This window comes from Micromonospora endolithica (assembly GCF_003626595.1).
Lineage (GTDB): Bacteria > Actinomycetota > Actinomycetes > Mycobacteriales > Micromonosporaceae > Micromonospora > Micromonospora endolithica.
The window spans coordinates 1-25,328 of record NZ_RBAK01000019.1 but is presented as its reverse complement, the minus strand read 5'-3'; the positions used below and the strand labels follow the sequence as shown (position 1 = coordinate 25,328).

Annotated in this window: 27 protein-coding genes and 2 pseudogenes; 11 read left to right on the top strand and 18 right to left on the bottom strand. The window is 74.1% G+C overall.

Annotation, left to right across the window (positions count from 1 at the left end; all coding sequences use genetic code 11):
- Positions 1 to 43: 43 nt before the first annotated feature.
- Positions 44 to 535: an Lrp/AsnC family transcriptional regulator gene (locus D7223_RS29965; protein WP_120732637.1), complete on the bottom strand. Its 492-nt coding sequence runs from the start codon at positions 533 to 535 to the stop codon at positions 44 to 46.
- A 140-nt stretch (positions 536 to 675) separates the two neighbouring features.
- Between D7223_RS29965 and hppD the strand changes: the two genes are divergently transcribed.
- The 4 genes and pseudogenes from hppD (at position 676) to hisC (ending at position 4,052) form a co-directional block, all read left to right on the top strand.
- Positions 676 to 1,881, top strand: a complete 1,206-nt coding sequence (gene hppD, locus D7223_RS29960; protein WP_120732635.1) for a 4-hydroxyphenylpyruvate dioxygenase — start codon at positions 676 to 678, stop codon at positions 1,879 to 1,881.
- A 96-nt stretch (positions 1,882 to 1,977) separates the two neighbouring features.
- Positions 1,978 to 2,076 (top strand): annotated as a pseudogene (locus D7223_RS34370) (DUF2510 domain-containing protein); the annotation flags it as partial.
- Between the two features lie 264 nt (positions 2,077 to 2,340).
- Positions 2,341 to 2,952: an RDD family protein gene (locus tag D7223_RS34365; protein WP_420330355.1), complete on the top strand. Its 612-nt coding sequence runs from the start codon at positions 2,341 to 2,343 to the stop codon at positions 2,950 to 2,952.
- Positions 2,949 to 4,052: a histidinol-phosphate transaminase gene (hisC, locus tag D7223_RS29950; protein ID WP_120732631.1), complete on the top strand. Its 1,104-nt coding sequence runs from the start codon at positions 2,949 to 2,951 to the stop codon at positions 4,050 to 4,052. Before D7223_RS34365 ends, hisC begins: the two co-directional genes overlap by 4 nt.
- A 125-nt stretch (positions 4,053 to 4,177) precedes the next feature.
- Here hisC and D7223_RS29945 read toward each other — a convergent pair whose 3' ends face one another.
- From D7223_RS29945 to D7223_RS29925, 5 genes are all read right to left on the bottom strand, one after another.
- Entirely contained in the window at positions 4,178 to 5,431 is a 1,254-nt protein-coding gene (locus D7223_RS29945) for an outer membrane protein assembly factor BamB family protein (protein ID WP_120732629.1), read from the bottom strand.
- Positions 5,432 to 5,479: 48 nt separating this feature from the next.
- Positions 5,480 to 5,959, bottom strand: a complete 480-nt coding sequence (locus D7223_RS29940) for an SRPBCC family protein (RefSeq protein WP_120732627.1) — start codon at positions 5,957 to 5,959, stop codon at positions 5,480 to 5,482.
- A 107-nt stretch (positions 5,960 to 6,066) separates the two neighbouring features.
- Entirely contained in the window at positions 6,067 to 6,276 is a 210-nt protein-coding gene (locus tag D7223_RS29935) for a DUF397 domain-containing protein (protein WP_120732625.1), read from the bottom strand.
- Positions 6,277 to 6,416: 140 nt separating this feature from the next.
- Complete coding sequence (gene fahA / locus D7223_RS29930) at positions 6,417 to 7,616, bottom strand: fumarylacetoacetase (protein ID WP_120732623.1); 1,200 nt, start codon at positions 7,614 to 7,616, stop codon at positions 6,417 to 6,419.
- Between the two features lie 156 nt (positions 7,617 to 7,772).
- The gene (locus D7223_RS29925; RefSeq protein ID WP_120732621.1) at positions 7,773 to 8,630 is read right to left on the bottom strand and encodes a glycosyltransferase family protein; all 858 of its coding nucleotides are present in this window, start codon (positions 8,628 to 8,630) and stop codon (positions 7,773 to 7,775) included.
- A gap of 82 nt (positions 8,631 to 8,712) precedes the next feature.
- Here D7223_RS29925 and D7223_RS29920 point away from each other — a divergent pair, with 82 nt between their 5' ends.
- Positions 8,713 to 9,879 carry a homogentisate 1,2-dioxygenase gene (locus D7223_RS29920; RefSeq protein WP_120732619.1) on the top strand — a complete coding sequence of 389 codons (1,167 nt, stop codon included), beginning with the start codon at positions 8,713 to 8,715 and terminating at the stop codon, positions 9,877 to 9,879.
- 18 nt (positions 9,880 to 9,897) lie between these two features.
- Here the strand turns inward: D7223_RS29920 and D7223_RS29915 are convergent, their stop codons facing one another.
- Genes D7223_RS29915 through D7223_RS29900 form a run of 4 tightly spaced genes read right to left on the bottom strand, consistent with a single transcriptional unit; the run spans position 9,898 to position 12,670 of the window.
- Complete coding sequence (locus D7223_RS29915; protein WP_120732617.1) at positions 9,898 to 10,923, bottom strand: tetratricopeptide repeat protein; 1,026 nt, start codon at positions 10,921 to 10,923, stop codon at positions 9,898 to 9,900.
- Between the two features lie 10 nt (positions 10,924 to 10,933).
- Positions 10,934 to 11,416 carry a 2-C-methyl-D-erythritol 2,4-cyclodiphosphate synthase gene (gene ispF, locus D7223_RS29910; RefSeq protein WP_120732615.1) on the bottom strand — a complete coding sequence of 161 codons (483 nt, stop codon included), beginning with the start codon at positions 11,414 to 11,416 and terminating at the stop codon, positions 10,934 to 10,936.
- A gap of 16 nt (positions 11,417 to 11,432) precedes the next feature.
- Positions 11,433 to 12,128 carry a 2-C-methyl-D-erythritol 4-phosphate cytidylyltransferase gene (gene ispD / locus D7223_RS29905; RefSeq protein WP_120732614.1) on the bottom strand — a complete coding sequence of 232 codons (696 nt, stop codon included), beginning with the start codon at positions 12,126 to 12,128 and terminating at the stop codon, positions 11,433 to 11,435.
- 56 nt (positions 12,129 to 12,184) lie between these two features.
- Positions 12,185 to 12,670 carry a CarD family transcriptional regulator gene (locus D7223_RS29900; protein WP_013288937.1) on the bottom strand — a complete coding sequence of 162 codons (486 nt, stop codon included), beginning with the start codon at positions 12,668 to 12,670 and terminating at the stop codon, positions 12,185 to 12,187.
- A 328-nt stretch (positions 12,671 to 12,998) separates the two neighbouring features.
- Here D7223_RS29900 and D7223_RS29895 point away from each other — a divergent pair, with 328 nt between their 5' ends.
- Positions 12,999 to 13,727: a TlpA family protein disulfide reductase gene (locus D7223_RS29895; protein WP_120732612.1), complete on the top strand. Its 729-nt coding sequence runs from the start codon at positions 12,999 to 13,001 to the stop codon at positions 13,725 to 13,727.
- 8 nt (positions 13,728 to 13,735) lie between these two features.
- Here D7223_RS29895 and D7223_RS29890 read toward each other — a convergent pair whose 3' ends face one another.
- Genes D7223_RS29890 through D7223_RS29875 form a run of 4 tightly spaced genes read right to left on the bottom strand, consistent with a single transcriptional unit; the run spans position 13,736 to position 17,440 of the window.
- Positions 13,736 to 14,368 carry a hypothetical protein gene (locus D7223_RS29890; RefSeq protein WP_120732610.1) on the bottom strand — a complete coding sequence of 211 codons (633 nt, stop codon included), beginning with the start codon at positions 14,366 to 14,368 and terminating at the stop codon, positions 13,736 to 13,738.
- Between the two features lie 38 nt (positions 14,369 to 14,406).
- Positions 14,407 to 15,456: a type III polyketide synthase gene (locus D7223_RS29885; protein ID WP_120732744.1), complete on the bottom strand. Its 1,050-nt coding sequence runs from the start codon at positions 15,454 to 15,456 to the stop codon at positions 14,407 to 14,409.
- 34 nt (positions 15,457 to 15,490) lie between these two features.
- A complete protein-coding gene (locus tag D7223_RS29880) occupies positions 15,491 to 16,657 on the bottom strand; it encodes an acyl-CoA dehydrogenase family protein (protein ID WP_120732608.1) in 1,167 nt (388 codons plus the stop codon).
- A 42-nt stretch (positions 16,658 to 16,699) separates the two neighbouring features.
- Complete coding sequence (locus tag D7223_RS29875; RefSeq protein WP_120732606.1) at positions 16,700 to 17,440, bottom strand: methyltransferase domain-containing protein; 741 nt, start codon at positions 17,438 to 17,440, stop codon at positions 16,700 to 16,702.
- 46 nt (positions 17,441 to 17,486) lie between these two features.
- Here D7223_RS29875 and D7223_RS29870 point away from each other — a divergent pair, with 46 nt between their 5' ends.
- The 4 genes from D7223_RS29870 to disA all read left to right on the top strand — a co-directional run bounded on the left by D7223_RS29870 (position 17,487) and on the right by disA (position 22,132).
- Positions 17,487 to 18,338: a UbiA family prenyltransferase gene (locus tag D7223_RS29870; protein ID WP_238162286.1), complete on the top strand. Its 852-nt coding sequence runs from the start codon at positions 17,487 to 17,489 to the stop codon at positions 18,336 to 18,338.
- Positions 18,339 to 18,476: 138 nt separating this feature from the next.
- Entirely contained in the window at positions 18,477 to 19,265 is a 789-nt protein-coding gene (locus D7223_RS29865; RefSeq protein ID WP_120732602.1) for a hypothetical protein, read from the top strand.
- A gap of 91 nt (positions 19,266 to 19,356) precedes the next feature.
- Positions 19,357 to 20,805, top strand: coding sequence for a DNA repair protein RadA (gene radA / locus D7223_RS29860; protein WP_120732600.1), 1,449 nt, complete (start codon positions 19,357 to 19,359; stop codon positions 20,803 to 20,805).
- Positions 20,806 to 20,947: 142 nt separating this feature from the next.
- Complete coding sequence (disA, locus tag D7223_RS29855; RefSeq protein ID WP_120732598.1) at positions 20,948 to 22,132, top strand: DNA integrity scanning diadenylate cyclase DisA; 1,185 nt, start codon at positions 20,948 to 20,950, stop codon at positions 22,130 to 22,132.
- A 54-nt stretch (positions 22,133 to 22,186) separates the two neighbouring features.
- On the opposite strand, the gene D7223_RS29850 is transcribed toward disA, so the two are convergent.
- The 3 genes from D7223_RS29850 to D7223_RS29840 all read right to left on the bottom strand — a co-directional run bounded on the left by D7223_RS29850 (position 22,187) and on the right by D7223_RS29840 (position 24,135).
- Complete coding sequence (locus D7223_RS29850; RefSeq protein ID WP_120732596.1) at positions 22,187 to 22,897, bottom strand: hypothetical protein; 711 nt, start codon at positions 22,895 to 22,897, stop codon at positions 22,187 to 22,189.
- Between the two features lie 150 nt (positions 22,898 to 23,047).
- Complete coding sequence (locus D7223_RS29845) at positions 23,048 to 23,626, bottom strand: peptide deformylase (protein WP_120732594.1); 579 nt, start codon at positions 23,624 to 23,626, stop codon at positions 23,048 to 23,050.
- The gene (locus D7223_RS29840; RefSeq protein WP_120732592.1) at positions 23,623 to 24,135 is read right to left on the bottom strand and encodes a glycine cleavage system transcriptional repressor; all 513 of its coding nucleotides are present in this window, start codon (positions 24,133 to 24,135) and stop codon (positions 23,623 to 23,625) included. The genes D7223_RS29845 and D7223_RS29840 overlap by 4 nt, the downstream gene beginning before the upstream one ends.
- A gap of 97 nt (positions 24,136 to 24,232) precedes the next feature.
- Between D7223_RS29840 and D7223_RS29835 the strand changes: the two genes are divergently transcribed.
- On the top strand, positions 24,233 to 25,141 hold the full coding sequence (locus D7223_RS29835) for an HhH-GPD family protein (protein WP_120732590.1): 909 nt from the start codon (positions 24,233 to 24,235) through the stop codon (positions 25,139 to 25,141).
- Between the two features lie 73 nt (positions 25,142 to 25,214).
- On the opposite strand, the pseudogene D7223_RS29830 reads toward D7223_RS29835, so the two are convergent.
- Positions 25,215 to 25,328, bottom strand: a pseudogene (locus tag D7223_RS29830) (C39 family peptidase); the annotation flags it as partial.

Sequence of the window (25,328 nt, the reverse complement as noted above, 5' to 3'; positions counted from 1 at the left end):
AGGGGCCCTTCCTCTACACCAGGCGTTAATAGGGGGCCCTTCCTTACTCCTGACGCGCGGCGGAGCGGACCAGCGGGAGGACGCGGTAGGGGATCTGCTCGGCCAGCGCGATGATCGTCGATGCCCGGCGGATCCCCTCGTAGGAGACGATCTGGTCGATCACCCGTTGCAGGTCGGTGTTGGAGCGGGCCACGATCCGGCAGAGCAGGTCGCTGGAGCCGGTGATGGTGTGCGCCTCCAGCACCTCGGGGATGGCCGCCAGGTGCCGGGTGACCGGGTCGTGGCCGTGCCGCTGGCTGATCTCCAGGGTGACGAAGCTGGTCACCGCGAACCCGATCGCGGCGGGTGACACCTCCGGCCCGAACCCGCCGATCACGCCCCGTTCGACGAGCTTGTCCAGGCGGGCCTGCACCGTGCCCCGGGCCACCCCGAGCCGCCGGGAGCACTCCAGCACCCCGATCCGGGGTTCCTCGGCGAGCAGTTCGATCAGCCGCGCGTCGAGCGCGTCGAGCTGTACATCCTGACCAGTGTTCACGGGTAAAGACCCTACGCCTTGCGCAACCTGACCAGCGAAAATCGTAACGGTTGCCCAGTGGCGGTGGACAGCGCGATATTCGCCGAAGATGACCGGAAAGGGCGGCCCACGAGGCCGGCCGGTACGCGAGGGAGGCCACCATGACCCAGGCGATCGACCGACCCCAGTCGACCGAGGACGTCGACATCGACGTGCTCGTCGGCGCCGTCGACCACGACATCAGCCACGACCCGTTCCCGGTCAAGGGACTCGACCACGTGCACTTCCTGGTCGGCAACGCCAAGCAGGCCGCGCACTACTACTCCACCGCGTTCGGCATGACCTGCGTGGCGTACCGGGGCCCCGAGCAGGGCTACCGCGACCACGCGCAGTACGTGCTGACCAGCGGCTCGGCCCGCTTCGTGCTGACCGGCGCGGTCCGTCCGGACGCCCCCGGCGCGGAGCACGTCACCAGGCACAGTGACGGCGTCTCCGACATCGCGCTGGAGGTTCCGGACGTCGACACCGCCTATGCGCACGCCACCGCGCAGGGCGCGACCGGCCTGGTCGAGCCGCACGACGTCAGCGACGAGCACGGCACCGTCCGGATGGCCGCCATCGCCGCGTACGGCGACACCCGGCACACCCTGGTCGACCGGTCCCGCTACACCGGCCCGTTCCTGCCGGGCTTCGTGGCTCGCCAGCCGATCGTGGACCGGCGGCCGATGATCGAGGCGGGCCTCCAGCCGAAGCGCTTCTTCCAGGCGGTCGACCACGTCGTCGGCAACGTCGAGTTGGGCCGGATGGACGAGTGGGTCGACTTCTACAAGCGGGTGATGGGCTTCAGCAACATGGCGGAGTTCATCGGCGACGACATCGCCACCGACTACTCGGCGCTGATGAGCAAGGTCGTCGCGAGCGGCACCCGGAAGGTGAAGTTCCCGCTCAACGAGCCGGCCGTCGCCCGCAAGAAGTCGCAGATCGACGAGTACCTGGAGTTCTACCAGGGCCCCGGCGCCCAGCACATCGCGGTGGCCACCAACGACATCCTGGCCAGCGTGGACGCGATGCGGGCGGCCGGCGTCGACTTCCTGGAAACCCCGGACTCGTACTACGACGACCCGGAGCTGCGGGCCCGCATCGGCAAGGTGCGGGTGCCGATCGAGGAACTCAAGTCCCGCAAGATCCTGGTCGACCGGGACGAGGACGGCTACCTGCTGCAGATCTTCACCAAGCCGGTGCAGGACCGGCCGACGGTGTTCTTCGAGCTGATCGAGCGGCACGGTTCGTTGGGCTTCGGCAAGGGCAACTTCAAGGCGCTGTTCGAGGCCATCGAGCGTGAGCAGGAGAAGCGCGGCAACCTGTGACGCGGTGCCGGCCGGCGTCCGCCGGCCGGCACCCAGCTTTCCGGGGCGGCCCCCTCGTTAAGGTTGCTGCGTGAACGAGCACAGCGAGGCGGCGACGTGAGCATCGCACCCGGTTGGTACGTGGACCCGGTGGACCAGGGTGTCCGGCGGTACTGGGACGGCGAGGGCTGGATCGGCGCGCCCATCCCGGTGGACGCCACCCCGCCCGACGGTCCGCCGCCAGCCGAGCCGTCCGCTCCGGCGTCCCCGCCGGCACCGTCCCGGCCCAGCTCGGGAGCACCGGGACCGGAACCGGCAAGCCCGGGGACCGGCCCGGGCACCCCGCCGACCGGCCCGGGGCCAGTCGGGGGGCCGACGGGCGGACCGTACCCGTACCCCGGACAGGCTCAGCCGGGCCAGCCGCACCCCGGTCACGGACAGCCACAGCCGGGCTATGGTCCGCACGGCTGGACGCCGGGGATGTGGCCGGGTCGCCCGCCGGAGCCCCGGCCGCACGGGCTGCCGCTGGCCGGGTACGGCGCCCGGCTGGTCGCCCGCCTGATCGACTTCGCGATCGTCTTCGCGCTCAACGCGGTCGTCAACGGCTGGTTCGTCTGGCGGCTGGTGCGGGAGTTCGAACCGACCTTCGCGGAGTGGTGGCGCCGGGTCCAGGCCCGGGAGGTGACCGACGACCCGCTGCCCCAGCCGGGGCAGCAGGCCGAGGGGCTGCTGATCGTGATCCTGTTGATCGCCGCCGCGCTGTGGCTGGCGTACGAGGTGCCGGCCATGGCGTCCGGTGGCCAGACCCTCGGCAAGCGGCTGGTGGGCATCCGGGCGGTGCCGCTCGCCGCCGACGAGCCGCTCGGCTTCGGCCGGGCCCTGCGCCGGTGGAACACCCTGGGCCTGCCCACCCTGCTCTGGCCCTGCTTCTGCCTCGGCTTCGCGCTGCAACTGCTCGACGCGTTGTCCCCGCTGTTCGACCATCCGATGCGCCAGGCGCTGCACGACAAGCGGGCGCAGACCGTGGTGGTCCAGGACCGCACCCGTACCGCCCCGAAGGACCGCTCCGAACCCCCGGGAGACACCCCATGACCGACACCGGACGCCCGCAGCCGGCGCTGCGGCTCACCCGCGCCGACCTGGACGCGCTGCCCAACTACGTACCCGGTCGCAGTCCCGCCGACCTGGCCCGCGAGCTGGGCCTGCCGGAGGCGATCAAGCTGGCCAGCAACGAGGTGCCGTACGGCCCGCTGCCCGGCGTGGTGGAGGCGGTCGCCGAGGCCGCCGCCGGCGTGCACCGTTACCCGGACATGGGCGTGGTGGCGCTGCGCCAGGCCCTCGCCGAGCGGTACGGCGTGGACGTCGACCGGATCGCCACCGGCTGCGGATCGGTGGCGCTGGCCGAGCACCTGGTCCGGGCCACCTGCCTGCCCGGCGACGAGCTGATCTATTCGTGGCGCTCCTTCGAGGCGTACCCGATCATCGCGGCGACCAGCGGCGCGGCCAGCGTGCGCATACCCAACGACGCCGGGCACGGTCACGACCTGGGCGCGATGGCCGCGGCGGTGACCGACCGGACGCGCATGATCCTGGTCTGCAACCCGAACAACCCGACCGGTACGGCGGTGCGCCGGGCCGAGCTGGACCGGTTCCTCGACGCGGTGCCGGACGACGTGCTGGTGGTGATCGACGAGGCGTACCGGGAGTTCGTCACCGACCCGGAGGTGCCGGACGGGCTGACCTACCTGGACCGGCCCAACGTGGTGGTGCTGCGGACGCTGTCCAAGGCGTGGGGCCTGGCCGGCCTGCGGATCGGCTTCCTGGTCGCCTCGCCCACCGTCGCGGCCTCGGTGCGCAAGGTCGTCACGCCCTTCTCCACCAGCATGGCCGCCCAGGCCGGCGCGCTGGCGGCGCTGGCGCAGGCCGCCGAGGTCGAGCGGCGCTGCGCGGCGGTCGTCGCCGAGCGGGACCGGGTCACCGAGCGGCTGCGCAAGCTGGTGCCGGACGTGCCCTCAAGCCAGGCGAACTTCGTGTGGTTGCCGCTCGGCGACGGCGCGGTGGCCTTCGGCAAGGCGTGCGAGTCGCGGGGAGTGATCGTGCGGCCGTTCCCCGGCGACGGCGTCCGGGTCACCATCGGTACCCCGGTGGAGAACGACGCCTTCCTGGCGGCGGCGGAGGCGGCGCTCGCCTGACGGCGCGGCCCCGGATCGGAGACCGGGCCGGTCCGCCATCCCCGTGCGGACCGGCCCGGACACCCCCGGTCCCGATGACCCGACACACCATATGCGTTTAATGTCCCAATTGTCCAAGCGGCGCGCTAGGTCGCGGCGACGATCACCGGCTCCGAGTTGTAGAAGTAGCGCTGATCGTCCCCCTGCGGGTCGACCGGCCGGCGCAGCCGCTCCACCGCCACGAAGCCGGCCTCCGCGTACACCTCACCCGGCACCCAGCCGACGCCGTCCGACCCGATGTTCAACGTGAACCAGGACCGCTGGACCCCGGTGGCCGGGTCCACGGTGACCAGGTCGTTGGCCGGCGTCAGCAGGTGTACCCGGCCGGGCTGCACGGCGACCACCCGTGCCTGACCCAGGTCGCCACGACGCCACCGCTCGGCACCGGTCCGCGCCGACCTGCCGACCAGCGCGCCGTCGGTCACCGCGACCGCGACCTCCCCGGCCAGTTCCGCGCCGGGCGCGTCCAGCGCGGGAGCGGCGGCCGGCGCGGCGTCGCCGAGCAGCCAGCCCTGCCCGGCGTCGTCTCCCGGCCCGGCGGTCCGCAGACCGGCGCAGTCGGACCGGCCGGCCCGGCAACCGACCAGGGTCACCACCAGCTCGCCGGGGGCTCCCGGCGGTCGCCACCGGGATCCGGCCGTCCCGGTGCGGACGTCGATGAACTCCACCGCGGCGGGGCCGGCGCAGGTGTCCACGGTGACCAGCCGCCCGTCCGCCGTGGTGCCGATCGCGTCCCGGCAGTCCGGGTCGACGTCGGTCCGCCAGAGTGCCGTGCCGGCGTCCGGATCGACGGCGACCGCGCCGCCCCGACCGACCGCCACGACGACCGGACGGCCGCCGGCCGGCTCGGTCACGAACAGGCCGCGGGGCTCCCACACGGTCGCCGCACCGGTGCGCCGGGCCGTCCGCTCACCGACCGGTTCCGGTCCGTCGGCCCGCCAGGCCACCCGGCCGGTACGCGCGTCCAGGCCCACCAGCCGCCCGTCCGACCAGCGACTCACCACCGTGGTCCCGCTGGCCACCACCCCCTGAAGGGAGGCCGGCCACCGCCGGTACGACCAGTACGGGGTGGTCCGGTGCCGGCCGTCCACCGGCCGGTCGGCGTAGACCTGACGGTCGCCCGCGTACACCCGCAGGCGCCCGTCGACGATCAACGGGGCGACCGGCAGCCGGGCGACCACCCCGGGCGCGGCGGTGGGCGCCGGCGGGTACCCGCCCCGGGCGGGGGTGCTCACCTCGGCGGGCGCGAGGACCCGCCAGGCCACGGCACCGGACACGACGGCGGCGAGCAGCACGGCCGCGGCCAGCACGAGCGGTCGCCGGCCCTTCTCCAACCCCATGCGCACCTCCGCCCGGCACCCTACCGAGCAGGCTCCGCAGGGCCCCGTTCAGGCCGCCTCGCTGGTGCGCCGGCGGGTGGCGGCCACCAGGTCGGCCAGGTCGCGACGCAGCGCTCCCTCCACCGCCCGGGCCGCGAGGCCGCCGAGCAGGAACGCCACCACCCGACCGTACGGCGCGACGGGCACCGCCTCCTGGGTCACCGTCACCGCGGTGCAGCCGCGCCGACGCCGCCGCACCGACCGCAGCGTCCAGGTGATCCGGTAGTCGACGCCGGAGCCGGGCGAGCTGAGCACCAACCGCCGGGGCGGCTCCGCCTCGATCACCAGGAACTCCTCGACCAGCGGCGAGCCGTCGGGGTGGGAACGGGTCTCCCGCCAGGCGGTGCCGGGCCCGAACCGGCCGGTGGTGAGCACCTCGACCGGGCCGAGGGCGTCGGGTCGATCGGACCGCAGGCCCAAGTCGGTGAGCAGACGCCACAGGTCGGCGGCGTGCGCCTCGACGAACCGCGTAACCGTCACCGTCGACATGCCACCTCCCGTGGCGTCGACGGTACGCCGGGTGAGCGCGCTGCGGGGCCCCCGGAGCGGAAAATCCCGCGCCCGGGAACCCCGTACGCGTCACCCGTGCTGCCCGGTCAGGGCCGGAAGTGGCCGGTGCGGATCGCCCGCACGAACGCCGACCACCCCGGCGGGCTGACCGCCAGCGTCGGACCGGCCTGGTCCTTCGAGTCGCGTACGCCCACCACGCCGCGCGCACCGACCAGGTTGTCGGCCACCTCCACGCAGAGGCCCTGGTCGTTCGAGCGGCTACTGGTACGCCAGACCGCGCCCGCGAGATCGTTCATCGTCACCCTCCTGTCGACGGGACGCCAGCCGGAGCCGGGAACCGGACGGGGGGCCGACCCGGTCCGGCGCGGCAGGCGTCGGAATCCGGGTGATCAACGGGGCAGTGACGGCTCCGAATCGGACGTCCTGTGCGACCGCCTCAGCGAGCCGGCAGGATCGTGCCGGTCACCTCGCCCAGGGCCACGGTGGTGCCGTCCGGGCCGGGCGCGGTGGCGGTGATGGTGACGGTGTCCCCGTCCTCCAGGAAGGTGCGGGTCGCACCGTCGGCGAACACCACCGGCTCGGTGCCGCCCCAGCTGAGTTCCAGGAACGAGCCGACCTGCGCCCGCTCCGGCCCGGAGACGGTGCCGGAGGCGTACAGGTCGCCGGTGCGCAGGGCCGCGCCGTTGACGGTGAGGTGCGCCAGTTGCTGGGCCGGCGTCCAGTACATGGTGGCGAAGGGCGGCTCGGCGACCCGTTCGCCGTTCCACTCCACCGCCAGGCTCAGGTCCAGCCCCAGGTGCGGGGTGTCACGCAGGTAGTCGACGACCGGCGGGTCCTGGTCCGGCGCCGGGACGAACGCGGCCCCGAGTGCCTCCAACGGGGTGACCCAGGCGGCGACCGAGGTGGCGAACGACTTGCCCAGGAACGGGCCGAGCGGCTGGTACTCCCAGGCCTGGACGTCGCGGGCGGACCAGTCGTTGACGAGCACCACGCCGAAGACGTGATCGGCGAAGTCGTCGACCGCGACGCGGCTGCCCAGCGGGCTCGGCACGCCCACCACGAAGCCCACCTCGGCCTCGATGTCGAGGCGTACGGACGGGCCGACGACCGGGCCCTCCGGCGTCGCCCGCTGGCCGGTGGGGCGCACCACCGGCGTGCCGGAGACCACCACCGTGCCGGCCCGGCCGTGGTAGCCGATCGGCAGGTGTTTCCAGTTCGGCAGCAGCGGCGGCTGACCCGGCCGGAAGATCTGCCCGACGTTGGCGGCGTGCTGCTCCGAAGAATAGAAATCGACGTAGTCCGCCACCTCGAAGGGCAGCAGCAGCTCGACCTGCTCCAGCGGGACCAGCAGCGGCTCGACGTCGGCCCGGTGGGCGTCCTCGGTGAGCAGCTCGGTCACCCGCTGCCGGACCGCCGTCCACTGCGGCCGGCCGAGGGACATGAAGTCGTTGAGCGAGGGTCGCCCGAGCGCCCCGGCCGCGAGCACCAGCCCGGCCGCCTCCGCGCCACCGAGGTCCAGCACGAAGTCGGCGACGCGTACGCCGACCCGCGGCTGCTCCGCCTCCCGACGGAACACCCCGTACGGCAGGTTGTGCACCCCGTACGCCGAACCGGCCGCGCCAGTCACCCAGCTCATGCCGGCCCTCCGCTGCGCTCCGTGCCGCCATGAGGCACCACCGCACTGCCATGATGATTCACTCGCTGACGCTCGCTCATGCCGGCCCTCCGCTGCGCTCCGTGCCGCCATGAGGCACCACCGCACTGCCATGATGATTCACTCGCTGACGCTCGCTCATGCGTCGAAGCCCCCGTTCACCAGCCCCAGCCGGATCAGATCGGTCAGTGGTTCCAGGATGCTGCACGAGCCGAAGCCGACCCACAGCGGACGTGCCCCCTCGGCCCGTTCCGGTAGCTGCTGGAGCAGTGGGCGCGGGTCGGTCGCGGTGAGCAGCTCGGTGACCCGGGACGGGTCGGCGCCCTCGGCGGCGGCGAAGGTCGCGGCCAGCACGTTGACGAAGCCGTGATGGGTGAAGCCGGTCTCCGGGTCCAGGTGCCGGACCGCCTGGTGCAGACCGGCGGTCAGCTTGAACGGCACCTCGCGGTCGCGGCAGGCGCAGATGACCGCGGCCAGCTCGGCCGGGGTGGGGAACAGCTCGGCGGCCAGCCCGCCGGTGCGGAACTTCGCGGCGACCGGCACACCACCGGCGCGGGCCTCGGCGAGCACGTCCAGCGCCCCGGCGAGCCCGAAGGTCAGCGGCAGCTCCGCGTACACGGTGAAGCGGTCGGCGGACCCGGCCAGCGCGACCAGCTCGGCCAGGCCGGGCAGCGGGTCCTCGCCGCGCTTGGCGACCGCCGCCTCGACCTGGCGAACGGTGATCCGGCCGTCGGCGTCGGCCAGCACCCCGTCGAGGCGGGCGAGCGGCACGTCGCCGATCACGCCGACGGCGATCCGCTCCTCGGCGGCGAGCCGGTCGGCCAGCTCACCGAGCCGGGAGGCGGGTACGAGCAGCGGGCCGACCAGGTCGGCGTACCAGGAGGCGCGGTGCGCGCGGTGCGCCACGACGGCCTCGGGCAGCGGCGAGCTGCCGGGCGGAAAGACGGCGGCGTCGTCCACCAGGCCGTTCAGCAGTGTGGGCAGCTGCGTTGACACGACACAAGAATGTACGGGACGCTACAAGGAACGGACAACTGCGTCCGATTATCGGACGCCACTGGTGGACGCAGGAGGCGAGATGCCCTACTACCGCAGCGTCGGCGAGGTGCCGCGCAAGCGCCACACCCAGTTCCGGCAGCCCGACGGAAGCCTCTACGCCGAGGAGCTGATGGGCCAGGAGGGCTTCTCCTCCGACTCGTCCCTGCTCTACCACCGCTACCCGCCGACCGCGATCGTGGCCGCCGAGGAGTTCACCCCGCCGGCCGTGACCCGCACGCCGAACCTCCCGCTCAAGCCTCGCCACCTGCGCACCCACAAGCTCGACGGCGGTGCGACCGACCCGGTCCTCGGCCGGCGGCACCTGCTCGCCAACGACGACGTCCGGATCGGGTACGTGCTGGCCGACCGGCCCTCCCCGCTGTTCCGCGACGCCACCGGCGACCACTGCCTGTACGTCGAGTCGGGCACCCTGCGGGTCGAGTCCACGTTCGGGGTCCTCGACGCGGTGGCCGGCGACTACGTGATCATCCCGACGTCGACGATCCACCGGCTCGTCCCGACCGGCGACTCCCCGGTGCGGCTGCTGACCATCGAGGCGAACGGGCACATCGGCCCGCCCAAGCGCTACCTCTCCGTACGCGGGCAGTTCCTGGAGCACGCGCCGTTCTGCGAGCGGGACGTCCGGGGACCGGACACGCCGCTGCTGGTCGAGGAGACCGACGTGGAGGTGCTGGTCCGGCACCGCCGCGGCTGGACGAGGTACGTCTACGCCAACCACCCGTTCGACGTGGTCGGCTGGGACGGGCACATGTACCCGTGGGCGTTCTCCATCCACGACTTCGAGCCGATCACCGGCCGGATCCACCAGCCGCCGCCGGTGCACCAGACCTTCCAGGGCCCCAACTTCGTGATCTGCTCCTTCGTGCCGCGCAAGGTCGACTACCACCCGGACGCCATCCCGGTGCCTTACAACCACCACAACGTCGACTCCGACGAGATGCTCTTCTACACCGGCGGCAACTACGAGGCCCGGCGCGGCTCCGGCATCGAGCAGGGCTCGATCTCGCTGCACCCGTCCGGCTTCACGCACGGCCCCCAGCCGGGCGCCGCCGAACGGTCCATCGGTGTCGACTACTTCGACGAGCTGGCCGTCATGGTCGACACGTTCCGCCCGCTGGACCTCTGTGACGCGGCCGGCGAGTGCGAGGACGACGGCTACGCCTGGACCTGGGCCCGCCGCCCCTGACCGGAGGAGTCGAGGCGGTCAGGTGAGGCGGCGGGTGAACACGGTGATCTCCGCCAGGGCGGCGGCGACGATCGCCAGGACCAGCGGCCACGGCGTGCCGACCAGGGCGTAGAGCAGGATGAAGGCCGGTGCGGCGGCGGTCGCGTACACGGCCAGCGCCAGGCTCCGGTCCGAGCGGAGCAGCCCGGGGAGGATGGTCCGGGCCAGGCCGGGCAGCTTCGCCGCCTGCCGCCACACCACCAGCGCCCCGCCGAGCGCCGCGGCGAACGCGGCGAACCGGGACAGACCCGAGCTGCCCGGTGCGAGGCACGCGATCAGCACGGTGGTGATCAGGGACCAACCGGCCGCGAAGATCACGAACTGGCGTACGCCGGCCGAGATGGTCCGGCCCGAGTCGACCCGCCCCGGGCTCATCGCGGCGGCGTCGGCGAGGTGTTCCAGCGCCTCGCTCCAGCGGCGCTGCTCCAGCCGGATCACGCCGATGTCGTGCCGTGCCTCGGCGAGCTGGGGGTCCAGCCGCAGCGCCTCCCGGTAGGCCCGCTCGGCCAGGTCGAACAGCTGCATGTTCGCCGCCACCAGGCCCAGCACCAGGTGCGCCTGCGGCTCCTCGGGGGCCAGCTCCACCCCGCGCCAGGCCGCGTTCAGCGCCGGCTGGCCGTTGCGCGAGCCGGCCAGGATCGCCGCGGCGCTCCGCTGGGCGTACGCGTCGTCCGGCCCGAGCGCCAGGATCCGGTCGGCGGTACGCGCCGCCTCGGCGTACTCCTCCTGGTCGGCCAGCGCCAGCGCCCGCGCGACCAGCGGCGGGATCTCGTCCGGGGCCACGGCGACGGCCGCGTCGGCGGCGGTGCGTGCCTCGGCCGGGCGGCCGGCCGCGAGGTGCACCCGGGACAGCGCGGTCAGCGCGTGCGCGTTGCCGGGTTCCAGGGCCACCGCGTAACCCAGCTCGGCCGCGGCCTCGTCGTAACGGCCCAGCTCGGCGAGGAGGAGGGCCCGCTCGACGTAGCCGTCGGCGGCGGACCGGTCGGAGGTGGGGTCACTGGACATCGCCGCGAGCCTAGGTGGCCGGGGTCTCGTACACCAGGGCCACCGCGATCCCGGCCAGCCCTTCGCCCCGGCCGGTGAAGCCGAGGCCGTCGGTGGTGGCGGCGGAGACGGTGACCGGGGCGCCGACCGCGTCGGAGAGCACCCGCTGGGCCTCGTCCCGGCGCGGGCCGATCTTGGGCCGGTTGCCGACCACCTGCACGGAGACGTTGCCGATCGTGTAGCCGGCGGCGCGTACCCGGCGGGCGCTCTCGGCCAGCAGCTTCACCCCGGACGCGCCGGCCCACTCGGGCTGCCCGACGCCGAAGTTGGCGCCCAGGTCGCCGAGGCCGGCGGCGGAGAGCAGGGCGTTGCAGGCGGCGTGCGCGGCCACGTCGGCGTCCGAATGCCCGGCCAGGCCGTCCTGGTCGGGCCAGAGCAGACCGGCCACCTGACACGGCCGGCCGGCGGCGAAGGCGTGCACGTCGGTGCCGATGGCCACCCGGGGAACGATCACGACCAGAGGGTACGCGTCACACCCCGGCGGCCAGCAGGTGCTCGGCCAACGCGAGGTCGAAGGGGCGGGTGACCTTGAGTGCGTACTCGGAGCCGGGCACGCAACGCACCGGCACACCGAGCTTCTCGACCAGGCCGGCGTCGTCGGTCAGCGGATCGGCGGCCACGGCGTGCGCGGCGGTGAGCACCTCCCGCCGGAAGCCCTGCGGCGTCTGCACCGCCCGCAGCGCGGACCGGTCGACGGTGCCGAGGACCAGTTCGGCGGCGTCGACCTCCTTGACCGTGTCGACCACCGGCAGCACCGGGATAACCGCGTCGTCGCCGGCCCGGACGGCCGCGGCGACCGCTTCGACCAGGGCGGGCGGGGTGAGCGCACGGGCGGCGTCGTGCACGAGGACGATGTCGGGGCCGGCCGGCACCGCGGCCAGCGCGGCGGCGACCGAGGCCTGGCGCTCCGCGCCGCCGGCCACCACGGTCACCGGGGCGACCGGCGCCAGCAATCGCCGGACCGCGTCCAGCTCGGCGGCCGGAGCGGCCACCACGATGCTGTGCACCGACCCGGCGGCGGCCAGCCGGCGGACCGCGTGCACGAGCAGCGGTTCGCCGGCCAGCAGCCGCAGTGCCTTGGGACGGCCGGGTCCGAGGCGTACGCCGGCACCGGCCGCAGGCACGAGGACCGCGACGTCACCGCGCGGATTGAGCTGCGCGGTCACGTCGCGGTCCTCGGTGGTTTGTTCGCTACTGATCGGGTACGACGATGCGGTGTGGACTAGGCCTCGGTCAGGACCTTGTCGAGCAGCGTCTCCGCCTCGTCCTTCGTGCTCTTCTCGGCCAGCGCGACCTCGCCGACGAGAATGTCACGGGCCTTGGCGAGCATGCGCTTCTCGCCCGCGGACAGGCCCCGCTCCCGCTCCCGACGCCACAGGTCGCGGACGACCTCGGCCACCTTCAGCGGGTTGCCGGACGCGAGCTTCTCCAGATTCGCCTTGTAACGCCGCGACCAGTTGGTCGGCTCCTCGGTGTGCGGAGCCCGGAGAACGTCGAAGACCTTGCCCAGGCCCTCTTCGCCCACCACCTCGCGCACACCCACGATCTCGGCGTTCTCAGCGGGCACCCGGACGGTCAGGTCACCCTGCGCGACTCTCAGGACGAGGTACTCCCTGGGCTCGCCCTTGATGACCCGAGTCTCGATTGCCTCGATGAGTGCGGCCCCGTGGTGGGGGTAAACAACGGTCTCGCCGACACTGAAAACCATAGGTTCGAAACCCCTTTCGCTGTGTCTAGGGTAACACGGTCAGGCACCGATGTCTCACCGCCGGCCTGACCGTTGGCGCAGCTCAGGGGCCCTGTGAGAGGTCTTTCTTCAGCTTGACAGACGGCCAAAAGGAAGGTTCGGCCACGCTGCGTAACGTGCAGGTGACGTCCCGGAACGGATGTGGCGGACGTCGAGATCAAAGGGCGATGCGCTCACCTCATGGTATCCCGTGGCACCGGAACGCGCCCAGGTGTAGCGACAGGAGGCCCGGTGCGGGAGGCTGGAGGGACGCCGCAGTCCGCTCACCGAGACGGTACCTGGGGGTCCGATGGGCAAACCCGACGCAGACGGCCCCGGCCTGCCGGACCTGCCTCCCGAGTGGGGCCGGGTGGTCGTGCCCGACGACGCCTCCGCGCTGGCCGCCGAGGCCGAGGAGATCCGCCGTGAGCTGCGCGAGCGGGTCCGGGTCGAGGCCCAGCGCCGGGTACCCCGCCGGCGGCCCGCCCGGTGGGCGGCCACCCGCTCCCCGCTGGCCCTGCCGATCCTGATCCTGCTGGTGGCACTGCTCACCACCATCGCCGGCCTGTTCGCGGTCACCTGGCACCGCCCGGCCCGCACCGGTCCGGTGCCGCCGAACGCCGCGCCGTACGCACCGCCGGCCGACCTGACCGGCCGACCGCTGCCCGCCCTCGACCTGGTCGACGCCGACCAGTCCCCGGTGCCGCTGCGCGGCCTGATCCCCGCCCTGATCGTCCTGGTGGACGACTGCGCCTGCGCCGAGGAACTGGCCGACGCCGCCACCGCCGCCCCGCCCGGCGTCACCGTGGTCACCGTCGACACCGACCCCGCCGTACGCGTGCCGACGCCGCCGTCCTGGGCGGACGTGCGCGCCCTCGCCGACCCGGCCGGTGGTCTGCGCGGCTTCCTTCAACTCCCGGCGCGACCCGGGGTCGCCACGGCCGTCCTGGTCGACCGGGAGGGCCGGGTGGTGCGGGTGGTTCCCGAGATCCGCTCGGCCGACGACTACCGCGCCGAGTTGAGCCGGCTGGCCCGCTGACCCGGCGTTCACGGAATGGCGACGAGCTGCGCCTCCATCCGCAGCGGCTCGGTACCGGCCGTGGAGAGCGAGACCTGGAACGGTCCACCGGTCGCGGTCATCTGGGTCGTCGTGGTCGAGCCGCTGCACCCGGTGGTGAACGGGTCGGCGGCCCGGCCGCCGTCCACCACCACGAGCAGCTCACCCGGGCCGGTGCAGCGGAACTGGAGCAGGTACCGGACCCCTTCCGCGGAGCGTGTCCGCCGGACGACCCCCCGCTCGGGGGTGAGGGTGCGTCGCTCCTGCCACACGGTGCCCGGGAAACGGCCCAGCCCGTCACCGTCGTCGCCCGGTATCACCACGGTGACCTGGCCCTCCCCGGGAGCGGTACGGGTGACGATCGCACCGGTGTTCCCGTCGAGGAGGACGGTCTCGTCCGCGACCGGACGGTCCGACGCCACCGCGACCGGACGGTCCGACGCCACCGCGACCGGGGGTCTGCCCGCCGGACCGGTGACGGGTTCGTTGGCCCGCCACCACCAGCCACCGGCCACCGACACGGCGAGGACCGCGACGGTGAGCGCGACGGTGCCGCCCCGCGCTCCCGGGTCGGTCGCCCCGGCGCCGGAACCCGTCGGCCGGTCCACCGCATCGGCGTCCATGCGCCCAGGGTAGTCGCGCGGTGGCCGTCGGCGCGCGTTCAGTCCTGCCGGTCGAGCAGCGCCGCGTAGAGGGTCAGCCCCGGCCCGAACGCCAGCATCACCACCCGCCGGGGTGGCGCGGCAGCACGGAACAGCCGGTCCAGGATCAGCAGCACGGTGGGCGACGAGCAGTTGCCGTGCTCGTCCAGGGTGGCGCGGGACGCCGCCAACCCCTCCGGCGGCAGGGAAAGCTCCCGCTCCACCACGTTGAGGATGCGCGGGCCGCCGGGGTGCACCGCCCAACCGTCCACCTCGGCCGTCGTGCCGCCGTGCCGGGCCAGCAGGTCGTCGACCAGGCCCCGGACGTGTCGGGAGAGCACCTGCGGCACCTTCGGCGACAGCCCCATCCGGAACCCGGTGTCGGTGACGTCCCAGGTCATGTGGTCGGCGGTGGACGTGTCGGTGACCGAGGTGACCTCGCGCAGCGCGTACCCCCGGCCGCCCGGCACCACCACGGCGGCGACCGCGGCGTCGGAGAACAACGCGTGCGAGACGATCTGCTGGGTGTCCACCCGGGCGGTGGACGGCTGGATGTGCAGGCTGGTCAGCTCCGCGCAGAGCAGCAACGCGGGGCGGCCCCGCGCGGTCACGAAGTCGCTCGCCGCGCCCAGCCCGGGCAACGCGGCGTAGCAGCCCATGTGGCCGACGAACACGCGCTGGGTGTCCGGCGCCATGCCCAGGTCGCGGGCGAGCAGAATGTCCAGCCCGGGGGTGGCGTAGCCGGTGCAGGAGCACACCACGAACAGCCCGATGTCACCGGCGGCCAACCCGGCGGCGGTCAGCGCGCGGCCCACCGCCTCCTTGCCCAGTGGCAGCGCCTCCACCTGGTAGCGGCGCATCCGCCGTTCGGTCGGCCAGTCGGACACGTCCTCCAGCAGCGGATTGACCGCCGCCTGGCGGCGGGTGACCCCGGAGTTGGCGAAGATCCGCTGGGCCAGTGCCCGGGTGGTGCCGGAGAAGTGCTTCGAGAAGAACCCCTCCCACAGCTCGTCCTGCGCGGCCGACGGCGGGTGTGCCGTCCCCAGCCCCGCGATCACCGGTACGGCCACGTCGTCCGCCTCTCTCCACCCGTCGCCGGGGATCTCACCATCGGGGTGCCGATCCGTCCCGGTCCGGGTCGCCACCGAGGACGGAGATGCCGAGCCAGTCCGCGCAGACGTCGGACGTCGCCGGGTGCAGCGAACCACAGCGGGCGTCCCGGTAGAGCCGTTCCAGCGGATGCCCCCGCCGTGTCGCCGACGTGCCGGCCGCCTCCAGCGTGGACGCCGCCACGTCCGCCGCCGTGGTGCCGGCGAGCAGCTTCGCCCGCCACACCCAGCGGTTGGTCTCCGCGTCGCCCGGCTCCGCGTCGACCCGGCGGGCCGCCTCGGCGACCACCAGCTCAGCCGCGGCGACCGCGGCGTCGGCCCGGCCCAGGCGGGCGCGGACCGCCGGGAGACCGGCGAGGCCACGGGCATTGAGGTGTTCCGCGGCCGCCTCGACCGCGGCGCGTGCCACTCCGACGTAGACGGCCGCGTAGCTCGCCACCAGCCAGTGCGGCATCAGTTGGGCGACCACCAGCGCCAGCCCCTCCACCCCGCCGAGCAACCGGTCGGCCGGCACGGTCACGTCCAGGTGCAGGTCGTGTGACGAGGTGGCGCGCATGCCGAGCGAGTCCCAGGTGGGCTCGACGGTCAGCCCCGGCCCGGCCGGCACCAGGAACTGGGACACCACCGAGGGGTCGGCCGCGCTGCGGGCGGCCACCAGGTAGCCGTCCGCGTGTCCGGCCCCGGAGCAGAACGTCTTGCTGCCCTTGATCCGCCAGCCTCCGTCGACCTGCTCGTAGACCGTGCTCAGCTGGGAGAGCCGGGCACCCGCGCCGCGCTCGCTCATCGCGACCGCGTACCAACTGCCCTCGGCCGCCGCCCGCAGCAGCCGGTCGCGGGCGACCAGCGCCTCGTCCGGTACGCCGAGCGCCTCGGCCAGTTCCTCGGTGACCGCGCCGAGCGCGCCGGTGACCGAGGCGTGCATGTTGAACACCAGCGCGGTCGCGCCGTTGCCCCGGGCCAGCTCGGTGGCGACCGCCGCGTACTCCGCGAAGGTGGCACCCGCGCCGCCCAGCTCGCGGGGGACCATCAGGCCGAACAGGCCGGCCTCCCGCAGGTCCTGGAAGTCCTCCACCGGGAAGGAACCGTCCCGGTCGTGCCCGGCCGCCCGGGCGGCGAGTCGAGGCGCCAACCGGCGGGCCGCCTCCAGCGCGTGCAGCGTCATCCAACCCCCTCTTCGGCGTACCCATACCCCGGGTCGCTCCGGCTATCCCCTTCGGACCCCCCGACCCTGGTAGAGCACGGCGGTCGACCAGGTCGGCACGATCCGGGGCGCCGGCCCGCCGGTGCCGTCCCCCACGCCGCGGGCCCGGCGGACCAGCCAGGCGAGCAGACCGCCGACGCCCGGCCGGACGCCGCGCAGCCGCAGGTCGACGCCGTGCCGGCGGGCCTCGGCGACCAGAGCGCGGGCGTCCACGAACAACCGTGGGTCGTGGATGCCGCGCGGCACCGTCGGCAGCCGCTCGGCGATCCGTACGGCGACCAGCCGGCTCAGCGCGGTGTCGTTGAGGGTGTCCAGGACGAGCAGCCCGCCCGGCCGGAGCAGGCGGCACGCCTCGGCCACCGCGGCCCGCCAGTCCGGTACGTGTTCCAGCAGCTCGCCGGCCGCCACCACGTCGGCGCAGCCGTCCACCAGCGGGACCGCGGTGGCGTCGCCGTTGACCACGGTGACCCCGTGCGCGGCGGCCTGGTGCAGGGCGGACCGGGTCAGGTCCACGCCCACGTGCCGGTAGCCCTTGCCGGTCAGGTGCGGGGCGAGCAGCCCGGCGCCGCAGCCGAGGTCGACCAGGAGCGCGTCGGGACGGGCCGCCGGCGGCACCATGGCCGCCCGGGCCCGCGCCAGCCAGTGCAGCATCGCGAAGGCCCCGTCCGGACGCCACCACTCGCCGGCCAGGTCGTCGTACTGGCGCGGATCGTTGCGTGGCAGGGTACGGCCCGCGTCTCGCATGGAACCGAGCGTGACACGACTGCCCACCAACGACCAGACTTCCCTCATGTCGCCAACGGTGCTAGGACGTGGCCTCGGCTTGCTCAGGGCGAGCCACCCGGAGCCGGCCGCCGCGGTGACCGCCGTCTCCGGGCTGCTCGCCTGGGGGGTCGGTCACCCACCGGCCGGCGTCGCGGCGGTCACCGTGACCGTGGCCGCCAGCCAGCTCGCGGTCGGCTGGACCAACGACGCGCTCGACGCCGACCGGGACGCCGCGGTGGGGCGTACCGACAAACCGGTCGTCACCGGCGCGGTCGGCCGGCGCGGCACGGCCGTCGCGGCGGTGGTGGCCGCGCTCGCCACCCCGGCGCTGGCTCTCACCCTGAACCCGGTCGCGGCCTTCTGGGTCACCCTCGCCCTGGTCTCCGCACTGCTCTACGACTGGCCGTTGAAGTCCACACCGCTGTCGGTGCTGCCCTACGCGGTCTCCTTCGGCGCCCTGCCGGCCTTCATCGTGCTGGGGCTGCCGGGCGCGCCGGCCCCGCCGGCCTGGCTGGTCGGCGCCGGCGCGCTGCTCGGTGCCGGCGCGCACTTCGCCAACGTGCTTCCCGACCTGGCCGACGACGCCCGGACCGGGGTGCGCGGCCTGCCGCACCGGCTGGGCGCCGCCGGCAGCCGGGTGGCCGCCGCCGTGCTGCTGCTCGCGGCGACCGCCACCCTGGTCCTCGGGCCGCCGGGGCCACCGTCGGCCGTCGGTCTGGCCGCGGTGGCGACCGCCGTCGTGGTGCCGCCGCTCAGTTGGTACGCGGGGCGCTCCGCCACCCGGGCCGGCGCCCGCCCGGTGGCCGCCTTCCGGGCCGTCATCCTGGTGGCCCTGATCGACGTCGTCCTGCTGGTCACGAGCGGTCGGGTGGTCTGAGGACCCCTCCGGCGGGTGGCATCCCCGGGTCGCCGTGCGGGGGTGGATCAGTCCCCACTACCCTGGAGCGCGGTCTGCGCGGGCAGGGCCAGCGGGCCCGGCGCACGACCGGGTGGGATCGTGACGAGGAGGACCGACGTGACGCGCTCGATCAGGGGTTCCCGGCGGGCGGCCCTGCTGCTGTCCGGGATGGCGGCGACGACCGGGTTGCTGCTCTCCGGATGCGGCGCCGGCCAGGTCGCCGAGACCGCCAACAAGGAGCCGTCGGTCCAGGGCGTGAACGTGTCGGCGGGCAACGGCGAGTACGCCGTCCGTGGCCTGTTGATCGAGTTCCCGGGCGTCGAGGGCTACCAGGCGGGGGCCAACGCCACCCTGAACGCCGTCATCTACAACGACTCGGAGAGCCCGGTCACCGTGACCGTGACCACCGACAGCGCCCGCGAGGTGGTCATCACCGGCGGCACGCCGTCAGCCATCCCCTCGGCGTCGCCGAGCCAGTCGCCGTCGGACAGCCCGTCCGAGACCGCCGCCGCTAGCGCGTCGGCGACGCCGTCGGAGCCGGCCTCGGAGTCGCCGTCGGCCTCCGGATCGGCCAGCCCGAGCGCCCCGCCGTCGGTCATCGAGACGCCCGCCGCGCCGGCCGGTCAGCCGGCCCGCATCGAGATCCCGCCGCTGAGCTACGTGCAGCTCAACACCGAGGCCCAGCAGACCCTCCAGCTGATCGGGCTGGACGAGTCCCTCCGCTCCGGCCAGAACGTCTTCGTGACCTTCGACTTCGGCAACGGCGCCTCGGTCACCGGGGCCGCGCCGGTCGCGGTGCCGCTCACCCCGGCCGCTCCCCCGTCGCCGATCATCGAGCGCGAGGGCGGCTACGAGGGCGGCGGGGAGGACGGCGAGCACGGCGGCGAGGGCGGCTCCGACCACTGACCGGCTCCTGTCCCGTACGACCCGGCACCGCCGGCGTGGTTGTCACCACGCCGGCGGTGCTTTCGTCGTACCCGGGGGCTAACGTCCGGGTGTGACCACCTCCCGTTCGCCCGCCCCGCGTGCCGGTGCCGGGCGCGGCCGGGCCACCGCCCGCGAGCCGCGTCCGGCCTACGAGTGCGACGCCTGCGGTCACCAGCCGCCCAAGTGGGTCGGGCGCTGCCCGGAGTGCGGCGAGTGGGGTTCGGTGGTCGAGTGCACGGTGACCGGCCCGACCGTGTCCGGGCGGGTGGTGAGTTCCCGGATGCCGGCCGAGCCGGCCCGTCCGATCGCCACCATCAGCGCCGCGCCGGCCCGCGCCCGCCCGACCGGGGTCAGCGAGTTGGACCGGGTGCTCGGCGGTGGTCTGGTCCCCGGCGCGGTGGTGCTGCTCGCCGGTGAGCCGGGGGTGGGCAAGTCCACTCTCCTGCTCGACGTGGCGCAGCAGTGGGCGGCCGGCGCGGGCAGCCCCTCGCTGGTGGTCAGCGGCGAGGAGTCGGTCAGCCAGGTCCGGTTGCGGGCCGAGCGGATGGGCACCCTGCACGACCAGCTCTACCTCGCGGCGGAGAGCGACCTGGCCGCCGTGCTCGGCCACCTCGACGCGGTCAAGCCCGGCCTGCTGGTGCTCGACTCGGTGCAGACGATCTCCACCAGCGGCACCGAGGGTGTGTCCGGCGGGGTGACCCAGGTCCGGGCGGTCACCGCCGCCCTGGTGTCGGTCGCCAAGGAACGCGGCATCGCCACCGTGCTGGTCGGGCACGTGACCAAGGACGGCCAGGTCGCCGGTCCCCGGGTGCTGGAGCACCTGGTCGACGTGGTGCTGCACTTCGAGGGCGACAAGCACTCCTCGCTGCGGATGGTGCGTGGCGTGAAGAACCGTTACGGCGCGGCCGACGAGGTCGGCTGCTTCGAGATGCACGAGGGAGGCATCAGCAGCCTCGCCGATCCGTCCGGCCTCTTCCTGACCCGCTACTCCGAACCGGTGCCGGGCACCTGCGTGACGGTGGCGATGGAGGGCCGCCGGGCCCTGCTCACCGAGGTCCAGGCGCTGATCGGGGCCACCGTCGCCGGTTCGCCCCGGCGCACCGTGTCGGGTCTCGACTCGGCCCGGCTGGCGATGGTGCTGGCGGTGCTGCAACGACGCACCGAGCGGTTGACCCTGCACGACCGGGAGGTCTTCGCGGCGACGGTGGGCGGCATCCGGGTGGTGGAGCCGGCCGCCGACCTGGCGGTCGCACTGGCGGTCGCCTCCGGCGGGCTCAACCTGGCCATCGCGCCGCACCTGGTGGCCATCGGCGAGGTGGGGCTGACCGGCGAGGTGCGTCGGGTGGGAGCGGTGCCGCGTCGGCTGGCCGAGGCGGCCCGGCTCGGCTTCCGGCTGGCACTGGTGCCGCCCGGCTGCGGCCCGGAAAGCACCGGGGCGGGCCCCGCACAGATGCGGGTGATCGAGGTCACCGACGTACGCGCGGCGCTCCAGGCGGTCGCCCGCGCGTCCGCGGAGTGACGGTGGGTGACCGGCGCACGGGATCGGCGGGGCGATACCGGACAGGCCGGTCAGCTGCCGCGGTCGGTCCCGCACACGGCATAGCGACACATCACAGTAACCACGACAGCACCCACCGCAGGGCAGTCCGTAGACTGTCCACGTGCCGATCGACCGCGACACCACCAAGCCTGCCGGCGCGACGCCCCACGCCCGCACCGGCGCCGTGGGTTCGCCGACCCGTACGATCAGCGTGACCGTCACCGGGGGCACCGCCGGCGGCGCGGGTGATCCGCTGCGGGCCAACCTCGCACTGATGGCGCCGGGCACCGCCCTACGCGACGGCCTGGAGCGGATCCTGCGCGGCCGGACCGGCGCGTTGATCGTCCTCGGCTACGACAAGGTCGTCGAAGGACTCTGCACCGGCGGTTTCCCGCTCGACGTCGAGTTCTCCGCCACCCGCGTCCGGGAGCTGTGCAAGATGGACGGCGCGGTGGTGCTCTCCAGCGACGGCACCCGGATCGTCCGCGCCGCCGTGCACCTGATGCCCGACCCGACCATCCCCACCGAGGAGTCCGGCACCCGGCACCGCACCGCCGAGCGGGTCGCCCGGCAGACCGGCTACCCGGTCATCTCGGTCAGCCAGTCGATGCGGATCATCAGCCTCTATGTGAACGGCCAGCGGCACGTGCTGGACGACTCGGCGGCGATCCTGTCCCGCGCCAACCAGGCCCTCGCCACCCTGGAGCGTTACAAGCTCCGGCTCGACGAGGTGTCCGGCACGTTGTCCGCCCTGGAGATCGAGGACCTGGTCACCGTCCGGGATGCCGTGGCCGTGGTGCAGCGACTGGAGATGGTCCGCCGGATCGCCGACGAGATCGCCGGCTACGTGGTGGAGCTGGGCACCGACGGCCGGCTGCTGGCGCTTCAGCTCGACGAGCTGATGGCCGGCGTGGACGCCGACCGCACCCTGGTCATCCGCGACTATCTCCCCACCGGACGCAAGTCCCGCACCCTGGACGAGGCGCTGGTCGAGCTGGACCTGCTCGGCGCCACCGAGCTGATCGACCTGGTCTCCGTCGCCAAGGCCATCGGCTACCCGGCCGCCTCGGACGCCCTCGACGCGGCGGTGAGTCCGCGGGGCTTCCGGCTGCTGGCGAAGGTGCCCCGGCTGCCGGCTGCCGTGGTGGACCGGCTGGTCGTGCACTTCGGCAGCCTCCAGCGGCTGCTCGGTGCCACCGTCGAGGACCTTCAGGCCGTCGAGGGTGTCGGCGACGCCCGGGCCCGGGGCGTCCGTGAGGGGCTGTCCCGGCTGGCCGAGGCGTCGATCCTGGAACGCTACGTCTGACGGCGGTCCCTCGCCGTCCGCCCTACCAAACGTCCGGCCCGCCCGCCGGCCCCGTCAGCCGGTGACGGTCAGGCGCGCCGGCTCGCTGAGCTTGGTGCCGACCCGCGCGAAGACCTGGTACGTCCCGGCCGGCGGGTTCGGCCCGGCGGCCACCCCGTCGGCGCACCGGGTGCTGTCCCGCCCGTTCCAACCCAGCTGGTAGGACCGCTCGAAGCCGGGCGTGAAGGACTGCACGTCCGAACCCTTGCCGGTGCCACAGGTGTCGGAGGACCAGATCGTCTCCGCACCGGACTTGATGAACAACTCCTGTACCTCGGCCCCGACGTCCCGGCTGCACGTCCGCTCGGACCGGTTCCTGATCTTCAGTTGCAGTTCGACGGTCGCTCCCCGGACCACCGACGAGGACAACGCCGCCGCGGTCACCGTGATCTCGGTGTCCGTACAGGTGCCGTCGTCCACCGCCGGTACCACCGGCGGCGGCGCGGCATCGGTCGGGGCGGGCCCGTCGGACGGTGCCGCCCCGGCCGAGCCCTCGGGGGCCGGCGTGCCGGTCTGCGGGGACAGCGGTGTGCCGCTCGTCTCCGGCGCCGCACCCGAGGTGGTCGCGCCCGGCGTCGGTTGCGCGTCCCCGGTCGTGCCGGGTTTCCGGTCCGACCCCGTGCACGAGTAGAGCAGGACAATCAGGAAGAGAAGCCCCGCTCCGAGTACGACGGCGCGTCGCCGCCAGTAAACGGCGGGAGGCAGGGGGCCGACCGTCAGACGCATGATGCCCCCACCGTAACGGCGCGCCCCACCGCTCGCCGCCGCGACGCGCCGGGGCGCCCACAGCTCACCTGAACCTCACCCTCCACAGTCGACGGTCGGCACCCGCCCGCGGTCGGTTCGACCCGCCGCCGCCACCGCTGCGGTAACCGCTCAGAGGTAGACCTTGCGCTGGTAGACGGCGTGCGCCCCGGCAACCCGGTCCAGGAAGAGCAGGCCGGCACAGTGGTCGATCTCGTGCTGGAGAGCCCGCGCCTCGAAGCCGTCGGTCACCAGCCGGACCACCGCGCCGGAGCCCGGCAACGCACCCTCCACCACCAGCCGGCTGGCCCGCTTCACGTCACCGGTCAGGTCGGGCACCGACATGCACCCCTCCCGGCCCGCCTTCCAGCGCGACGCCTCGACCACCCGGGCGTTGCACAGCACGAACGTGCCATGCACCGTCACCGACTTCGGATGACCGGTCACGTCGACCGCGAAGACCTGCGCGCCCACCCCGATCTGCGGCGCGGCCAGCCCCACACACCCCGGCGACACCCGCATCGTCGCCACCAGGTCGGCCGCCAGGCGTACGGTCTCGTCGGCCGTCGGGTCGACCGCACCGCCCGCCCGGCTGAGCACCGCGTCCGGCGCGGACACCACCGGCCGGACCTCCCCCGGCAGGCGCAGCGCCGCCGGGGTCCAACCGCCGAGACCGGCGTACGCCTCCGGGTCGCGTTCCTCTCCGGTCACAGCAGATCCGGATCGGCCGGACGCAGGGTCACCCCGACACCCAGGTCGGCCGCCGTCTCCGCAAGCCGGCCGGCGAGCGCGTCGGCGGTGCCGGACGGCAGGTCCACCTCCGCCACCACCACGTAGAGCGCACCGGCCAGCCGGGTGCTCAGGTCGGTCACGTTGCCGCCCGCCTCGGTGAGGACCCGGGTCATCGCCGCCACGATGCCCATCCGGTCCGCGCCGTGCACCGCCATCACGTACGGCTCGCCCGCCGGCGTCGTCTCCCCGTCCGGCGTCACCGCGCGTACGGTGGCCAGCAGTTGGCCGTCCGCGCACAGCGGGGCCAGCGCGGCCTCGACCTCCGCGGCGGTCGGGCCCACACAGATCAGGGTCATCGCGAAGTGCCCCCGCAGTCGGGTCATCGTGCTGTCGGTGAGGTTCGCGCCGAGTCGCGCGAGCACCTCGGCGACGTCGGCCACGATGCCCGGCCGGTCCCGGCCGATGACGGTGATCGCCAGCTCGTTCATCCGGGCATTCTCCCTGACCCACGCGGGGGGAGCGGCGGCGGCCCACCCGGGTCGCCCAACGATCGGGACGGCTCCGCGTGCGATCATCGGCGGTGCGATGACTGAACCGACGTTCGCCACCCTGGTCAGCCGGTGGTACGAGGAGAATGCCCGCGACCTGCCGTGGCGGGAGCGCGGAGTGAGCCCGTGGGCGATCCTGGTCAGCGAGGTGATGCTCCAGCAGACCCCGGTCGTCCGGGTCCTGCCCGCCTGGCAGGCGTGGCTGGCCCGCTGGCCCGATCCGGCCGCGCTGGCCGCCGACACCCCGGCCGAGGCGATCCGGATGTGGGGACGGCTCGGCTACCCCCGCCGGGCGGTCCGCCTGCGCGACTGCGCGGTGGCCATCGTGGAACGGCACGGCGGCCAGGTACCCGACCGCCTCGACCAGTTGTTGGCCCTGCCCGGGATCGGCACCTACACCGCGCGGGCGGTGGCCGCCTTCGCGTACGGCCAGCGGCACCCCGTGGTCGACACCAACGTCCGGCGGGTCGTCTGCCGGGCGATCGCCGGTGAGCCCGACGCCGGCCCCACCACCCGCCCCGCCGACCTCGTCGCCGCCGAGGAACTGTTGCCGATCGCACCGGCCGACGCCGCACTGGCCAGCGCGGCCTTTATGGAACTCGGCGCGGTGATCTGCACCGCCCGGGCACCGCGCTGCGCCACCTGCCCGGTCGAGTCGGTCTGCGCCTGGCGGGCGTCCGGACGTACCGCGCCGGCCGGCCCCACCCGCCGCCCCCAGAAGTACGCCGGCACCGACCGCCAGGTACGCGGGCTGCTGCTCGGCGTGCTCAGGGAGGCCACCAGCCCGGTCCCGCGCCAGCGCCTCGACCAGGTGTGGGCCGACGACGTGCAACGGTCCCGTGCCCTGGCCGGGCTGGTCACCGACGGCCTGGTGGAGCCGGTCGGCGAGGCGTCCTACCGCCTGGTCGGCGACGGGCCACCGCTGCCGGTGACCCTCGGTGGTTGACAACTGACCCTCGGCGGTTGACGACGAAAGGCCCGGCCCCCATCGGGGGCCGGGCCTTTCGTGGTGGTGTGGGTCAGGAGATGTAGCCGCGGGTGGCGATCCAGTCGGCGAGGTTGTCGATGCTCATCCGGTAGGAGGCCTGGTCGGGGTTGGCGGAGTCGGCGATGGTGACGGTTTCGCCGTTGTC

Coding starts and splice junctions, on each gene's coding strand:
- D7223_RS29870 (WP_238162286.1), top strand. CDS start 17,487: ATGTCGCCAACGGTGCTAGGACGTGGCCTCGGCTTGCTCAGGGCGAGC.
- D7223_RS29895 (WP_120732612.1), top strand. CDS start 12,999: ATGGGCAAACCCGACGCAGACGGCCCCGGCCTGCCGGACCTGCCTCCC.
- D7223_RS29900 (WP_013288937.1), bottom strand. CDS start 12,670: ATGGTTTTCAGTGTCGGCGAGACCGTTGTTTACCCCCACCACGGGGCC.
- D7223_RS29840 (WP_120732592.1), bottom strand. CDS start 24,135: ATGAACGAGCTGGCGATCACCGTCATCGGCCGGGACCGGCCGGGCATC.
- hppD (WP_120732635.1), top strand. CDS start 676: ATGACCCAGGCGATCGACCGACCCCAGTCGACCGAGGACGTCGACATC.
- D7223_RS29940 (WP_120732627.1), bottom strand. CDS start 5,959: ATGTCGACGGTGACGGTTACGCGGTTCGTCGAGGCGCACGCCGCCGAC.
- D7223_RS29915 (WP_120732617.1), bottom strand. CDS start 10,923: ATGTCCAGTGACCCCACCTCCGACCGGTCCGCCGCCGACGGCTACGTC.
- D7223_RS29850 (WP_120732596.1), bottom strand. CDS start 22,897: ATGCGTCTGACGGTCGGCCCCCTGCCTCCCGCCGTTTACTGGCGGCGA.
- D7223_RS29875 (WP_120732606.1), bottom strand. CDS start 17,440: ATGCGAGACGCGGGCCGTACCCTGCCACGCAACGATCCGCGCCAGTAC.
- D7223_RS29935 (WP_120732625.1), bottom strand. CDS start 6,276: ATGAACGATCTCGCGGGCGCGGTCTGGCGTACCAGTAGCCGCTCGAAC.
- D7223_RS29835 (WP_120732590.1), top strand. CDS start 24,233: ATGACTGAACCGACGTTCGCCACCCTGGTCAGCCGGTGGTACGAGGAG.
- D7223_RS29880 (WP_120732608.1), bottom strand. CDS start 16,657: ATGACGCTGCACGCGCTGGAGGCGGCCCGCCGGTTGGCGCCTCGACTC.
- D7223_RS34365 (WP_420330355.1), top strand. CDS start 2,341: ATGTGGCCGGGTCGCCCGCCGGAGCCCCGGCCGCACGGGCTGCCGCTG.
- D7223_RS29890 (WP_120732610.1), bottom strand. CDS start 14,368: ATGGACGCCGATGCGGTGGACCGGCCGACGGGTTCCGGCGCCGGGGCG.
- D7223_RS29945 (WP_120732629.1), bottom strand. CDS start 5,431: ATGGGGTTGGAGAAGGGCCGGCGACCGCTCGTGCTGGCCGCGGCCGTG.
- D7223_RS29920 (WP_120732619.1), top strand. CDS start 8,713: ATGCCCTACTACCGCAGCGTCGGCGAGGTGCCGCGCAAGCGCCACACC.
- fahA (WP_120732623.1), bottom strand. CDS start 7,616: ATGAGCTGGGTGACTGGCGCGGCCGGTTCGGCGTACGGGGTGCACAAC.
- hisC (WP_120732631.1), top strand. CDS start 2,949: ATGACCGACACCGGACGCCCGCAGCCGGCGCTGCGGCTCACCCGCGCC.